The 14,560-nt window shown below is 41.8% G+C and carries 12 protein-coding genes; 6 read left to right on the top strand and 6 right to left on the bottom strand.

Annotated features, from left to right (window positions below):
• The first annotated feature begins 79 nt into the window (after window positions 1-79).
• On the top strand, window positions 80-2,179 hold the full coding sequence (locus CDG62_RS15090; RefSeq protein ID WP_087527924.1) for a TonB-dependent receptor: 2,100 nt from the start codon (window positions 80-82) through the stop codon (window positions 2,177-2,179).
• 100 nt (window positions 2,180-2,279) lie between these two features.
• Here the strand turns inward: CDG62_RS15090 and CDG62_RS15085 are convergent, their stop codons facing one another.
• The 4 genes from CDG62_RS15085 to CDG62_RS15070 form a co-directional block, all read right to left on the bottom strand.
• Window positions 2,280-2,666: a carboxymuconolactone decarboxylase family protein gene (locus CDG62_RS15085; RefSeq protein ID WP_087527925.1), complete on the bottom strand. Its 387-nt coding sequence runs from the start codon at window positions 2,664-2,666 to the stop codon at window positions 2,280-2,282.
• 254 nt (window positions 2,667-2,920) lie between these two features.
• A complete protein-coding gene (locus tag CDG62_RS15080; protein WP_087527926.1) occupies window positions 2,921-3,568 on the bottom strand; it encodes a CoA transferase subunit B in 648 nt (215 codons plus the stop codon).
• A 2-nt stretch (window positions 3,569-3,570) separates the two neighbouring features.
• Window positions 3,571-4,275 (bottom strand): CoA transferase subunit A, encoded by a 705-nt coding sequence (locus CDG62_RS15075; RefSeq protein ID WP_087527927.1) that lies wholly within the window; start codon window positions 4,273-4,275, stop codon window positions 3,571-3,573.
• A gap of 236 nt (window positions 4,276-4,511) precedes the next feature.
• Window positions 4,512-5,393 carry a LysR family transcriptional regulator gene (locus tag CDG62_RS15070; RefSeq protein ID WP_087527928.1) on the bottom strand — a complete coding sequence of 294 codons (882 nt, stop codon included), beginning with the start codon at window positions 5,391-5,393 and terminating at the stop codon, window positions 4,512-4,514.
• A 577-nt stretch (window positions 5,394-5,970) separates the two neighbouring features.
• Between CDG62_RS15070 and CDG62_RS15065 the strand changes: the two genes are divergently transcribed.
• The 5 genes from CDG62_RS15065 (at window position 5,971) to CDG62_RS15045 (ending at window position 12,299) form a co-directional block, all read left to right on the top strand.
• On the top strand, window positions 5,971-7,395 hold the full coding sequence (locus tag CDG62_RS15065; protein ID WP_087527929.1) for a GntP family permease: 1,425 nt from the start codon (window positions 5,971-5,973) through the stop codon (window positions 7,393-7,395).
• A 37-nt stretch (window positions 7,396-7,432) separates the two neighbouring features.
• The gene (locus CDG62_RS15060; protein ID WP_087527930.1) at window positions 7,433-8,218 is read left to right on the top strand and encodes a 3-hydroxybutyrate dehydrogenase; all 786 of its coding nucleotides are present in this window, start codon (window positions 7,433-7,435) and stop codon (window positions 8,216-8,218) included.
• Window positions 8,219-8,431: 213 nt separating this feature from the next.
• The gene (locus CDG62_RS15055) at window positions 8,432-10,048 is read left to right on the top strand and encodes an alkaline phosphatase (RefSeq protein ID WP_087527931.1); all 1,617 of its coding nucleotides are present in this window, start codon (window positions 8,432-8,434) and stop codon (window positions 10,046-10,048) included.
• 14 nt (window positions 10,049-10,062) lie between these two features.
• A complete protein-coding gene (locus CDG62_RS15050; protein ID WP_087527932.1) occupies window positions 10,063-11,574 on the top strand; it encodes an alkaline phosphatase in 1,512 nt (503 codons plus the stop codon).
• Window positions 11,574-12,299: a hypothetical protein gene (locus tag CDG62_RS15045; protein WP_087527933.1), complete on the top strand. Its 726-nt coding sequence runs from the start codon at window positions 11,574-11,576 to the stop codon at window positions 12,297-12,299. Before CDG62_RS15050 ends, CDG62_RS15045 begins: the two co-directional genes overlap by 1 nt.
• Window positions 12,300-12,373: 74 nt before the next feature.
• Here CDG62_RS15045 and CDG62_RS15040 read toward each other — a convergent pair whose 3' ends face one another.
• Entirely contained in the window at window positions 12,374-13,375 is a 1,002-nt protein-coding gene (locus tag CDG62_RS15040; protein ID WP_087527934.1) for a helix-turn-helix transcriptional regulator, read from the bottom strand.
• Window positions 13,372-14,298, bottom strand: a complete 927-nt coding sequence (locus tag CDG62_RS15035) for a diguanylate cyclase domain-containing protein (protein ID WP_087527935.1) — start codon at window positions 14,296-14,298, stop codon at window positions 13,372-13,374. Before CDG62_RS15035 ends, CDG62_RS15040 begins: the two co-directional genes overlap by 4 nt.
• Window positions 14,299-14,560 lie beyond the last annotated feature (262 nt).

Raw genomic sequence — 14,560 nt, 5'->3', positions numbered from 1 at the left:
GGGAAGCCTGTCGAGATGATAGGCTTCCCATTTTTATGGTAATAACAAGCAAGGAAATATTGTGCGATTAACTTATTTGATGCCTGTGTCTTTTAAACAAGCCTTATTGACTGCGGTTATTTTACAATCTATGCATACTTATGCAGAAACGACAGAATATCAACTTCCTATTATCACTGTCCAAGCGGTACATACCGATAGCGAGTTGTTATCGACTTCTGCATCTATTCAAAAAGTCCAAGCGGCTACAGTACAAAACAATGCCAATGTGAATCTATCCGAAGTCCTACAAGGGGTTGCAGGCTTACAAATTAATAACCGTGAAAACTATGCGCAAGACTTACAGATTTCGATGCGTGGCTTTGGCGCTCGTTCGACTTTTGGCGTGCGTGGCATTCGAATGTATGTCGATGGTATTCCTGCGACCATGCCTGATGGTCAAGGGCAAAGCTCCAATATTGACCTCAATAGTTTAGATCACATCGAAGTGCTGACAGGACCGTTTTCATCCATCTATGGTAACTCATCGGGTGGCACAATTTTGACCCAGACCAAAGAGGGGCAAGGGAAAGACTCAATCCAAGTGGGACTCAATGCAGGCAGCCACCATAAGCAACAAGCCAATATCCAATTACAAGGGGGTTCCGAACAGGCCAATCAACCCGCTTATGTGATTAGTTCTTCTTATTTTGATACCGATGGTTTTCGAGACCATAGCACAGCACAGAAAGTACTGAATAATGCCAAACTGACATGGAACTTAGAGGATGGTAGTAAAATCAACTGGGTGATGAACCGTGTCGATATTGATGCCGACGACCCACAAGGTCTCAGTCGTGAGCAGTGGAAAGCCAATCCAAAACAAGTGAATGACCGTACCAATACTTATAATGTCCGTAAAGAAATCGAGCAAACCCAAACTGGGCTGACGTGGACGAAGCCGCTGAATGATCAGCAAGAGCTATATAGCATGTTCTATTTGGGCAACCGACAAGTCGTACAATATCAGTCGATTCCAAAGGGGCCACAAGCCAATGCTCGCCATGCCGGTGGTGTGATTGATTTTGACCGAGATTATTATGGTGCAGACTTCCGTTGGACAGGAAAAGAGGTGTTACCGAATACAACTTTGGTGGCTGGTGTGGCTTTAGACCGGATGGTTGAAGATCGTAAAGGCTATAACAATTATAATAATCAAGGGAAATTTGGCGTGAAAGGTGATTTACGCCGTAATGAAAATAATACCTTATGGAATTTAGATCCGTATGTGCAAGCCTCATGGCAGTTCTTACCCACGTGGCATCTTGATACAGGCTTACGCTATAGCAATGTGCATTATGAGTCGGAAGACCATTATATTGTAGCAGGGAATGGCGATGACAGTGGTTCAACGGATTATCAAAAATTATTGCCGTCTGTGGCTTTAGGCTTGGAAATTTTACCTGAACTTTATGCTTATGCCAGTTATGGCAAAGGCTTTGAAACCCCAACTTTTACCGAAATGGCTTATCCTACATTGGCCACATCGGGAATTAATTTCGATTTAAAACCTGCAAGTAGTGATACCTATGAGCTTGGGTTAAAGTCTCAAAATGCATTTGGTCTGTTTACATTGGCTGTTTTCAATACTGTCACTAAAAATGACATTGTGCCTGATGATGCGAATGGCGGACGTAGTACCTTCCGCAATGCGGAAAAAACCTTAAGAGAAGGTGCTGAACTATCATGGCAGAAGCAACTCTGGCAAGCGTTGAATATCCGCACCAGTTATAGTTATTTAGATGCAACATTTGATGCGGATATCCCAGCGACAACAACAAAACCATTGATTCAGAAGGGCACCTATATTCCAGGTATTGCCAAAAACCAAGCTTTTGCAGCGTTGGCATGGCAACCAGAGCAAGGTTTTCAAGCGGGCCTAGATGTGCGTTATATGGATAAAATTTATGTCGATGATATCAACTCCGATACGGCACCAAGTTATACCGTTGTAGCTGCAAATGTCGGCTATTTATGGGTAAACCGTGACTGGAAAATCAATACTTATGCGCGAGTCGATAACCTGTTTGACCGTAACTATGTTGGTTCAGTGATTGTGAATGACAGCAATAGCCGTTTCTTTGAACCTGCAGATGGGCGAAACTTTAGCGTTGGCATGAGTCTGACTAAAGCCTTTTAATGAGAATGGTTTGGCTAGGCAAAAAATACGGCATAGCCAAACCAGATGAATTGCGCCATACGACTGCAATATAACACTTTTGTATGGGCACTTAATCTATTTATGAATTGCTTTGATATTCCTGAATCACTTCCAGTGCAGCGCGGAATGCCTCTTGAGTTGCAGGTGCGCCACAATATGTCAAACTGTGCAGAAGGACTTCTTGAATTTCTTCAACCGTTGCACCGTTATTTAATGCTCCTCGAACGTGGCCTTTCAGCTCAGTTGGACTCTTTTGTGCCGTCAAAAATGCAATGGTAATTAACGAGCGATATTTACGCGGTAAAACACCTTCACGTTGCCATGTTGAACCCCAAGCATGTTCATTAATCCAGTCCTGTAAAGGTTGAGTGAAAGGCACAGTATTGTCTTGAGCACGTTTAACAAAAGATTCGCCCATGACTTCTGTGCGAACTTTTAAACCATTTTCATAATCTTGTTGTGACATGGAAACCTCTGAATGTGGAGTGCAAATATAGTAGCCGAGCGGCTTAGTTTTTCATCAGGTATTTAAGTTAAAAAAATGTGCGCAGGAGTCATCATTCGGTAAATTTAAGAGTATCGAGAGATAGACTTGGTAAAGGCAATGATGGTTTTTATGCTTGATTTAAAGGTTATAAAAAAGTCTCTTTCTTACTGAAAATCTTTTTGATTGAACCAATAACAAAGCAGCCGAAGCTGCTTTGAATGATTTTGTTTGTATTAAGCGGCTTTAAAGTCATTGATGATGAGTGCTAAGCCAGTCGCTTTTTGGATTTGTTCTAGGCTTACATCGCGTGCCAGTTCAACCAGTTTCACCCCTTCAGCCGTGATATCCATCACGCCTAAGTCAGTAATGATACGGCTGACGACAGCTTTACCTGTGAGTGGTAGGGTACATTGAGGCACGATTTTTGGCGTGCCATCTTTGGCACAGTGCTCCATCAGAACCACGACTTTTTGTACACCAGAAACCAAATCCATTGCACCGCCCATGCCTTTGACTTTTTTACCCGGAATCATCCAGTTTGCTAAGTCGCCCGTTTCAGAGACTTCCATTGCACCTAATATAGCAATATTGACATGTCCACCCCGAATCATGGCAAAAGATTCTGAGCTTGAGAAAAATGCAGCCCCTTTACGTGCAGTGACGGTTTGTTTTCCGGCATTAATCAAGTCTGCATCGACGGCATCACGGGTTGGAAATTCATCAATACCGAGCAAGCCATTTTCTGACTGCAACCAAACATTGATTCCTTCGGGTAGATAATTGGCCACTAATGTCGGTAAGCCGATACCTAAGTTGACATAAAAACCATCTTCGAGTTCAAGGGCAGCACGCTGCGCCATTTCATTACGTGTCCAAGCCATGATTAAGCTTCCTCTGCTTTAATGGTCAGTTGTTCGATCTGCTTTGTAGGGGTGGCATTCAGTACAACACGGTTGATGTAGATCCCCGGCAAATGGATGTCGTCAGGATCAATTTCACCAATTTCAACCACTTGTTCGACTTCAGCAATCGTGAATTTACCTGCCATGGCACAGTCAGGGTTAAAGTTACGCGCAGTTTTACGGAATACCAAGTTGCCGGCTTTATCTGCTTTGTAGGCTTTCACTAAAGCAATGTCTGCAGTGAGAGACATTTCTAAAATATGCGGACGACCATCAAAGTCACGAACTTCTTTGCCTTCTGCAATAAGAGTGCCTACACCTGTCTGGGTGAAAAATGCAGGAATACCTGCACCGCCTGAACGTAGTTTTTCTGCGAGTGTGCCTTGCGGTGTGAGCTCGACTTCAAGTTCACCATTCAGATACTGGCGCTCAAACTCTTTATTTTCCCCAACATAAGACGCAATCATTTTTTTAATTTGTTTGGTTTCTAATAATTTACCTAAACCAAAGCCATCTACACCTGCATTATTTGAAATACAGGTTAAACCTGTGACACCTGTTTCTTTTAAGGCATCAATTAATGCTTCTGGAATACCACAAAGGCCAAAACCACCCACGGCAACGGTTTGATTACTGGCAACCACATCAGCCAATGCTTCAGCTGCATTTGCGACGACTTTATTCATCTTTTATTTCCTGATCTTCCTTGCTTGTTATTTTTTTAGCATTGCACAGCTTTTTTTAGAAATTGAATCTTTCTAATGTGTAATAAAAAAAACTCATTAATCATTAATATTAAAGAAGGAAAAAGAGAGAACTAGGTGCGAAGAATACAAAATGCCTTAAATATTTAAATTATTATAAGTATTTGATTAATAACGAATAGAAGCAGAGACTCATCTTTAAGGATAAAAGTAAGGCTTTAAAAATGATGCCAAAGTGTGGTTTCAATAAATTGGGCTGAGATGTTAGACAGTTCATAATCTTTCTTATAAATAATGCCCACAGCGAGTTGTGCTTGATTGTCCTCAATTTCAACCAACACATTTCTTTCAAGATCGATGAATTTCTGAAAATGCCGTGGAATAGCACTCACGCCCATACCATAGGCAACAAAGTGTGAAAGCGAACTGATTTGGTGGCATTCGACTTTCAAATCCAACACCACTTGATGCGCTGCACAATGTTCCTCAATCACATGTCGAATAATCGAGGGGTTTTGTAAAGTCACAAAAGGGTAAGAGCAGAGTTCCAGCCATGTCACGCTTTTTTGTTTGGCTAAGGCATGGTGTTTGGGTAACAGAGCCAAAAAGTCTTCATTGAATAAGGGCTGAAAAATCAGTTGATCATTCGGTTTAGGTTCAAAACAAATGCCAATCTCAAAAATGCCTTCTTGAACTTTTTCAATAATTTTTTCATTGGTAATGTCATGGATAGAAAAACTGATGTTGGGGTGTAATTGTGAAAAATCATGCATGACTGCGGGGAGTACCGCATGGGTGGCAAAGGGCATTGAGGCAATATTTAAAGTGCCACGGTTGAGTTTAAAGCGCTGTTTGACATCTTTTTCCATATCTTCCCAGTTAGCCAGAAGCTTTTTGGCATAGGGAATCAGGGACTGACCTTCGGTGGTGATTGCTACCCGACGCGTATTGCGTTTAAACAGTTTTCCGCCGAGTTCCTCTTCTAGCGTTTTAATGCTTAAGCTGAGAGCGGATTGACTCAGACACAGTTCATTGGCTGCATTGGCATAATTAAGCGTACGTGCAAGGACTAAAAAGGCTTTTAATTGTTTGAGTGTCATGAGCTTCCCTGAGCAATGATGCAACACGATGTCGAATGAAAGTGAACGTGCTTTTCTCCAATGGTTTACATGAAAAATACAACAGACGGTCAAAACAGATCAAGTGATGAAAGTAAATGTGGTTTTGATTCGATGGGTCAAAGCAGTATAAGCCGAACAGCGTGATCATCTGTGAAAATATGTTTTAACTAAATGAAAAATATAAAAATTGGTTATTTGGTACGATTTTTAAATTTTACCTTTAACTTGATGTAATTAGTTTTATCAGCGCTGCTAGGGCATGCATATTAATCAATTTTTCTTCTTACTCAATGATTATTTTCAAACAATGTGCGGGTTTATATGCATTATAGTCTGACCCATAAGCTGAAATATTAATGCTCTGATGGATAAATATAGTACATAGATCAGAGTGCACATAGACATCTCGTCATGAGGGAATATAGACGGTCTATGAATGTGTATTTGGTCTTTTCGCATAAGCTGATTGCACTGTGACTCAACTAGATTTGACATCATTCGCTATTAATATCACAGCACATCAAGACATATTTTCTTTAAGGATGGAGTAAAAAATATGTGGGATTTGGGTGTAATTTTATTGTCTCTTGGGCTACTGATGTATACAGCCTACAGAGGTTTTTCCGTCATTCTTATGGCACCGATTTGTGCCTTGTTAGCGGTTTTACTGATTAACCCTGCTAACGTTTTGCCTTTTTATTCAGGCGTGTTTATGCCCAAAATGGTTGGGTTCATTAAAGATTATTTCTTGGTGTTTTTACTCGGTGCCATCTTCGGTAAAGTGGTTGAAATGTCAGGAATTGCCGAATCCATTGCCAAAACCATTGTCAATCTGATTGGTTCTAAAAATGCGATGTTAACCGTTGTGCTGTTGGGTGCAATTTTAACCTATAGCGGTGTCAGTCTCTTTGTAGTGGTATTTGCAGTTTATCCATTTGCAAATCAACTCTTTAGACAAGCCAATATTCCAAAGCGTTTGATTCCGGGAACCATTGCCCTTGGCGCATTCACCTTTACCATGGATGCATTGCCGGGAACTCCACAAATTCAAAACGTTATTCCAACCACATTCTTTGGTACGGACATTTATGCGGCACCGTTTCTTGGTTTGATTGGTGGGGTATTTGTTCTTGCTACAGGTTTGAGCTATTTAGAATGGCGTCGTCGTGTAGCCGCTCGAAATGGGGATGGCTATGCCACAGGTATTGAGCTGACAGAAGCTGAGCAACAACAATTGAAGCAAAACTTAGATACCACATCAAATGGTTCTACCGCACGTCAATGCTTAGCTTTTGTACCGCTTGTTTTAGTTGCTGTGACCAATAAGTATTTATCAACCGCGATTAAAGAATGGTATCCAAACGGTTTCGACTTCAATGCGATTGGACTTGCAGCCTACACGGTCGATGTTGCGAAAACTTCTGCCATTTGGGCCGTGGGCTTGGCTTTGATTGTGGGCATTATCACAGCCATTTCATTTGACTTCCGCCGTGTCTATACGGGCTTCAAAGAAGGCGTTAATACCAGTATTGGCGGGTCTTTACTTGCAGTGATGAATACTGCATCTGAATATGGTTTTGGTGCGATCATTGCGGCCTTACCGGGCTTTGCGATCATTAGTCATGCATTGGGTAATACCTTTACCAATCCGTTGGTCAATGGTGCCGTCACCACGACAGTTTTAGCAGGCGTGACGGGTTCAGCCTCTGGCGGGATGAGTATCGCTTTAAGTGCGATGGCTGATCAGTACAATGCTGCGATTCTAGCCATGGGTATTCCACCAGAAGTCATGCACCGTATTGTTGCGATGGCATCTGGGGGTATGGATACCTTACCGCATAATGGCGCCGTGATTACTTTGTTGGCAGTCACAGGTTTAACCCATAAACAATCGTATAAAGATATTTTTGCCATCACGATTATTAAAACCATCGCAGTATTTGTTGCCATTGCTGCTTTTACTTGGTTTGGTATTGTTTAAGACTTTGGAATGAAAAAAGAAGACAACGGAGTACATCATGAGTCAACTGTTAAAAGATAAAGTGGCATTTATTACTGGTTCAGCCAGTGGTATTGGACATGAAATTGCAAAGAAATTTGCCAGTGAAGGTGCCAAAGTTGTCATTTCTGATATGAATGCAGAGAAGTGTGCTGAAACGGTTACAGCTCTTCAAAATGAAGGTTTTGAGGCGTTGTCTGCGCCTTGTGATGTGACCGATGAAGAAGCCTATAAAGCTGCGATTGAACTGACTCAGAAAACCTATGGTCGTTTGGATATTCTCATCAATAATGCAGGTTTTCAGCATGTTGCAGTGATTGAAGACTTTCCAACTGCAGTCTACCAAAAGTTGATTAATGTCATGTTGGTTGGGTCGTTCATTGGTATCAAGTATGCATTTCCCATCATGAAAGCACAGCAGTTTGGTCGCGTGATTAATATGGCTTCGATTAACGGTCTGATTGGCTTTGCTGGCAAGGCTGGCTATAACAGTGCTAAGCATGGTGTGATTGGTTTGACCAAAGTTGCGGCTTTAGAGTGTGCACGCGATGGTATTACGGTGAATGCGCTGTGTCCGGGCTATGTCGATACACCGTTGGTACGTGGTCAAATTCATGACTTGGCTAAAACCCGAAATGTCAGCGAACAAAGTGCATTAGAAGATGTGATTTTGGCGATGGTGCCACAAAAACGCTTACTCAGTGTAGAAGAAATTGCGGATTATGCGATCTTCCTTGCCAGTGATAAGGCGGGTGGTGTAACAGGTCAAGCCGTGGTGATGGATGGTGGCTATACTGCGCAATAACCTAAATTTGCCCAACTAAAAATTAAAAAACCTCGGATGTTCGCATCTGAGGTTTTTTATAGTGCTCGATTTTGTAAAATACCCAACTAAAAATCATTGTGAAACGTGATAAAAACAGCTAAGTATCAAGAAAATTTAAAGTTTGTGTGCTGTTGTAATCTTAATTAAATATCTGCGGTGTATGGTTCAGCCATCTTTAGATGGGTTGATGCCATGCTCGGTTCTCTTGAAAAATTCCAATTAAAAACAATCAGCGTGGCATGTATAAGTTTCAGCGCTATATTGCTTACCGCTTGTCAAAGTACGACGATAACGCGAAATCAACAGGCCAATACAACGCAACAGTTCAAACAAGAAAAAGTCCAACAACCTCAGCGTGTGGTCTTTTTTTTGGGTGATGGTATGGGCATAACCACACTTACTGCTTCACGTATTTATGCTGTTGGTGAAGATGGTCAGTTGGCAATTGATCGACTGCCTGAGTCGGCCTTTGTTCGTACCTTTTCTGAGGATGCACAAGTCACTGACAGCGCACCTTCGATGGGCGCATATATGACTGGTGTGAAGATGAAAAACGAGGTGATCTCGATGCAGACAGGGACAATTGCAGTTGAACCTGACTCAGTAGGGAATAACCAATGCGCGACTAACCCACAAAACAAAAATAAGCAAAACACACAGACATTACTCGAATTAGCCAAAGCAAAGGGTTGGGGGACAGGCGTTGTGACCACTACGCGGATCACGCATGCCACACCAGCATCAACTTATGCTCATATTTGCCACCGTGATGCTGAAAATGATATTGCATCACAGTTAGTCCCGAGTTCAAAAGGTGATGATTATCAACGCTATAACATCAAACTGAAAGATGGGGTCGATGTGGTTTTAGGTGGAGGTAAGCGTCAATTTTTGCCTAAAGATGCAGGTGGAGAGCGTACTGATGGGCGCAATCTAATTACCGAGATGCAAAAGGCAGGCTACAGGGTGGTTTTTGATGAAAACCAACTCTCCCAAGTGCAACTGGCGAAAAATGAAAAATTATTGGGTTTATTTAATCCCAGCCATTTAAATTACGACTTGGATCGCACCAAGAAAAACTTGGCAGAGCTGAGTCTCAAGCAAATGACGCTGTCTGCTTTAGACATCCTGACGCAAAATAAAAAAGGTTTTTTCCTGATGGTGGAGGGCGGGCGTATAGATCATGCGCTGCATGACACCAATGCCAAACGTGCTTTACAAGACACGATTGCCTTAAATGATGCTTTAGAAGCAACCATTCAAAAGCTTAAACAAAGTGATCCTGAACTTAAAAATACACTGATTGTAATCACGGCCGACCATGATCACACCTTGGTTTTAAATGGTTATGCCAAGCGCACAGGAAAATATGTCAAAGGTAAGGAAACCAGTGTGCTTGGATTGGTAAAAAACTATGATCAAGCGGGCTTTGCTCAAGATATTCATGGTCAACCTTATCCGATTATCGGTTTTGGTACGGGCAAAAAACGCCCCACTCAAAACCGTATGGATGACTTGGTACTGAACTTAAAAGACACTGATGTCTGTCATCCAGTACAAGGGCCAAAGGCACCGCAAGGTGAAAAATATAGTTTCACCTATCCTTTGGCTGAAACGGGTTGGTGTACGGGCACTGCTGCGGATGATTTCCAACAAGAAGCTGTGATTCAAACGGGCTATAAAGATAAAGAAACGCATGGCGGTGCAGATGTGTTTTTAGGTGCAATTGGTCAGGGAGCCGATCAGTTCTCAGGTAGCCTTGAAAATATTGAGGTCAATCACCTCATTCGTAAGATCACAGGCTTATAGCAGAGGGATATCACATGAAACATACTTTAAAAACCATCCCGTACATGATGCTTCTGCTTACAGCGTCGATTTCTTCAAGTGCTTTGTATGCTGCTGACACCACACTTACACCGACGAAAAGCGTTATATTCTTTTTAGGCGATGGCATGGGACCAACCACAGTGACGGCAAGTCGTATTTATGCTGTGGGGGAAAATGGCAAACTTGCCATGGACAGCATGAAGCACGCAGCACGGATTAAAACCTATTCTGAGGATGGTCAAACCACAGATAGCGCTCCCTCTATGGGTGCCTATATGACTGGGCAGAAAAATAAAAATGAAGTGATTTCCATGACAACAGGAACGGTTGCAGTCGAACCTGAAGATGGAAAATTGCCGAATGGCAAAAGCTTAGCGAAAGCCATCAATCGTTGTCCAGAACAGGGCAGTAGTATGGTCGCAGGGATGCCTGCGTTTAGTATTTTAGAACTGGCAAAAAAGAAGGGAAAAGCGGTTGGCGTAGTGACGACGACCGAACTCACCCATGCCACACCTGCAGCAACCTATGCACATATTTGTCATCGTGATGCACAATACGATATTGCGCTTCAAGCTGTTCCAAAAGGTAAAGCTTATAATCCAAACTTATTGGATGGCATTAATGTCCTTATGGGAGGCGGCTTAAATCACTGGACGCCTTATGATGCAGTCACTAACCCCAAAGGGCGCTTGGATGGTCGTGATTTATTGGCAGAATTTGAACAGCAGGGTTATCAAACCGTTTTAAGCCAAAGTGATTTGGCACAGACGGTCAATACTCAGAAAATTTTCGGCGTATTCTCCACACAGTCGCATTTAAATTTTGATTTGGACCGACTCAAGAAGAATATAAAGACTGAACCGAGTCTGGCAGTGATGACCAGTAAAGCGATTGATGCACTGCAAGCACAGAGTAATGGACAAGGCTATTTCTTGATGGTTGAGGGTGGGCGTATTGACCATGCGCTACATGCCAATAATGCCAAACGGGCATTGCAGGAAACCAAGGCATTTAATGATGCAATTCAAACTGCACTGGATAAAGTGGATTTGAGCAATACCTTGGTTATAGTGACGGCAGACCATGACCATGTGATGACGTTTAATGGTTATGCCGCACGAACGGGTCAAACGACGGAAACTAATCCAGGTATTTTGGGGCTGAGCTATGACTATAATATTGCAAAAGAGCAAAATGCTTACAGCAAAGTGCTGGCTGATGGCCAAGTACATAATCCATACCGCGATGTAAATGGGGCAACAGGAACGACGCTCGTTTTTGGAAATGGTACGGGTAAGCGTTTAGATATTCGTGACAGTATTAGTAATGAGCAAGCCTTTGCCGACGACTATAAACAAGAAGTCGGGGTACAACTGCCGAAAAGCGAAACACATGGCGGCGGAGATGTGATGCTGTTTGCTGAAGGAAAGAATTCAAATCTCTTCAAAGGCACACAAGAAAATACATGGGTATTTGAGCAATTGAAAAAGGCGTTTGGATTTTAATGGATACAAGATTAATACCGCCGTTCAAATTCAAAATGAAGTTCTTCGCATTGTCTTTCAGTTTGCTCAGTCCGTGGGTCTGGTCGGCAGATGAATATCGTATTGATTATCAGATTGAACGGTTGGATACCAATGGGGTCACGACCATTCAAAAATACAGTGAGAAAATAATTCGAGATGCGAAAAATATTTGGATTGAACGTTTAAACACTCAAATGCATGCTGACGAAGTCCATACATCTAGCAACGCTCATGTGTCTGCCAAAACAGAAACCCATGAGCATGCGAGTTTTGACAGTGCAATTCAGTGGATGCAGCGCAAAGATGCAGTCGGGCAAGCAAACGTAGCGAGTCCGTTTCAGCGTTTTTATATTTTGCCAGATGAAAAAATGCGGGTGCAATTGCAGGATGTCGATCAAGAAATGCTAGGGATGAAAAACTGTTGGCGCTGTGAATATAGTTTGATTCATCCTGACATTTTAAAGCGAGCACAATTGATTCAACGTGATCCGAAGTTAGTGCATTATCAAATACGCAGTGCTGAGCAAACATTGAATATTATATGGAATGAACAGGATCAACTGGTTCAAAAATATGAATTGCTCAAACCGACCGCAGGCTATGCCAAAACCTTTACCGTGCGCAAAATTGGCCAACATGTTGCTACACCTTGGACGCAAACAGAAAAATACAGCGAACGTGACTATGCTGACTTTAGTGATTAGCCGATGAGTTTTTGACTTTTAATTTCGGCGTTACAACAGCAATATTCGTGATTTTTTTTCGGAAAAATAATCGGTTAGGACTGTGCCGCTTGTACCGTTAAACCACTCCAACGTTTAAATGCACGTCGAAAATTAGTGGCATCGTTAATTTGTAAATACTGAGAAATCTGTTCAGTTTTAAAACCATGTACACGATATAAAATGATGGCAGTATGCAAACGACTTTGATCGAGTTGTGCCTGAAAATGGGTCTGATGCTTTTTCAGTTTACGTTTTAAGGTGGCAGAACTCATTTGAAAATAGTCAGCGGTTTGTTCGAGTTGAATATTATTTTGAATATTTTGCATGAAGTATTGATGCAAACTGAGCAAAAAACTCTGTTGAATATTTTGAGCTGTCATCTCTTTCAGCGCATGTTGATAACTGATTGCAGCTAAGGTCGAAGAGGCATTTGGGAGTTTTTCATGGACCAAGTCACGCGGCAAACTAATCATATTAATGGGGCGGTTAAACTCCAAATCACTGCCTAAGTGCGTCCAATATTGTTCAATATAATCCGGTTCAGAAAAATTAAATTCGAATTTCCATGCTAACTTGGTTTGATACAGTTGACGGCTAAATGCTTGTATTGCACTCATTGCGCTTTCGATTAAAAAGCGATTTTCAAGCTTGTTTTCATCTAACCAATAAATATGAATATGGCTTTGGCTGTACATGAGTCGAGGGCATAACCACGGTGAAACAGATGCGGAAAATGTTAAATAACGGCTAAGCGCCTCATCGAAGGTCGATGCATACAGCATGGATTTAATGGCGTCATTAAAGGGGGTGGTTAGGCTGCGTTGACCGAATAAAAAACTGATGTCCTGATTGCGAAAACACTGCTCAGCATTTGTTAAAACCTGTTGTAACTGTTGCTGGCTAATCAGCTTTTGCCCTGAAAAGATATCGTCCAAGAAAATACCACTACCACTGAGTAGGACGTGATGTTCGACCTCATGGCTGACTGCTAAATCAATTAAAATAGACAATTGATGATGCGCAGGAATGTAGCTGTAGTCGCATTCAAAGCTCATACCGTGACTCGCTTCGGTGAGTAGTATTGCTTCACATGAAGCAATTGCTGATTCAAGGCACTCAAAAGTTGCTGAGCAGTTTGGTATTGCCCGACTGAACAGCAGGTCGTGAGTGCTTTTAAAGGAATGTGCACGGACAGATCACGTTGATAATAAGCACTGACCATAAGCATGCGCTCAAGTTGAGCTGCCATTTTTTCAGCCTGTTGTAGCTTCGTCTCTGGTAACAGCATAATAAAACGATCTCCTGCGAAGCGGCAGAGCAGGTCTTGTGGTCGTAAGTTTAAGCTAATCAATTGTGAAACATGCTGCAAAATAGATGTGCCTTCATCAAAACCATGTATTTGATTAATCTGATTAAAATTATGCATATCTAACAATATGACGGACATGTCGCTGGGTTCATGCAAGTTTTGCTCAATTGCAGCTTTGAGCTGTGTTTTAAAGTAATGAGCATCGGCCAAAGGGGTGAGTGCATCGAATAAACGATGATCCCGATAAATACGTTCTCGTTTTTGCATGTGTTTAGAAATCGCCAGTTCTTCTTGATGCCAAAAATAAATCCCGATGGTAAATAGGCACAGTCCAATTGGAAAAGGAATGGACTCAAGCCATGCATCCCACATGATTTCTTTAGGTAGGCGAATAAACTCATCTAAGCTGTCCATCCACATATGGAAAAAAATAAAACACAGTCCATAAAATATATAGTTGGTTACACGGCCCAAAGGACGGCTTTTAATAATAAAGAAAATCCAAATACCAATAAAAACAGTTGCTCCCCCTTCACCTAAAATATCGACCCAGTTCCATTCAGCAAACGACTTGCTCTGTCCAAGTAAGATAAACAACCAGAGAGATAAGCTACAGGCAGTCGCTACACATAACAAAGGCCAGCGGTAGTAAGCAAAGTATTTAGGCATAGCATTTTTTGAAATGATTTATTTTCGCCCAAGCTAAACAGATTTAGATGACAGTTTGATGGCAAAGGCTAGAGTCAAAATAGATCAGGGTATTTTTGCTTTTTGAGAATAAAAATGCTGAAAAACCCTATCTTTGTGGTGAATATGCATCATTCTGTATGCTCAGAATTTTCTCTATACAGATCAAATTAGCTCACTTTTTGCTGAAAATGGCCAAAAACAAATAAAAAGGGCAGGTGGTAAAAGGCACTGTCACATCATG

The organism is Acinetobacter sp. WCHA55, assembly GCF_002165305.2.
In the GTDB taxonomy this organism is placed as follows: Bacteria; Pseudomonadota; Gammaproteobacteria; order Pseudomonadales; family Moraxellaceae; genus Acinetobacter.
This window is presented reverse-complemented; position numbering and strand designations above follow the sequence as displayed.

Coding starts and splice junctions, on each gene's coding strand:
- CDG62_RS15045 (WP_087527933.1), top strand. CDS start 11,574: ATGGATACAAGATTAATACCGCCGTTCAAATTCAAAATGAAGTTCTTC.
- CDG62_RS15040 (WP_087527934.1), bottom strand. CDS start 13,375: ATGAGCTTTGAATGCGACTACAGCTACATTCCTGCGCATCATCAATTG.
- CDG62_RS15080 (WP_087527926.1), bottom strand. CDS start 3,568: ATGGCTTGGACACGTAATGAAATGGCGCAGCGTGCTGCCCTTGAACTC.
- CDG62_RS15075 (WP_087527927.1), bottom strand. CDS start 4,275: ATGAATAAAGTCGTCGCAAATGCAGCTGAAGCATTGGCTGATGTGGTT.
- CDG62_RS15050 (WP_087527932.1), top strand. CDS start 10,063: ATGAAACATACTTTAAAAACCATCCCGTACATGATGCTTCTGCTTACA.
- CDG62_RS15035 (WP_087527935.1), bottom strand. CDS start 14,298: ATGCCTAAATACTTTGCTTACTACCGCTGGCCTTTGTTATGTGTAGCG.
- CDG62_RS15085 (WP_087527925.1), bottom strand. CDS start 2,666: ATGTCACAACAAGATTATGAAAATGGTTTAAAAGTTCGCACAGAAGTC.
- CDG62_RS15060 (WP_087527930.1), top strand. CDS start 7,433: ATGAGTCAACTGTTAAAAGATAAAGTGGCATTTATTACTGGTTCAGCC.
- CDG62_RS15055 (WP_087527931.1), top strand. CDS start 8,432: ATGCTCGGTTCTCTTGAAAAATTCCAATTAAAAACAATCAGCGTGGCA.
- CDG62_RS15070 (WP_087527928.1), bottom strand. CDS start 5,393: ATGACACTCAAACAATTAAAAGCCTTTTTAGTCCTTGCACGTACGCTT.
- CDG62_RS15090 (WP_087527924.1), top strand. CDS start 80: ATGCCTGTGTCTTTTAAACAAGCCTTATTGACTGCGGTTATTTTACAA.
- CDG62_RS15065 (WP_087527929.1), top strand. CDS start 5,971: ATGTGGGATTTGGGTGTAATTTTATTGTCTCTTGGGCTACTGATGTAT.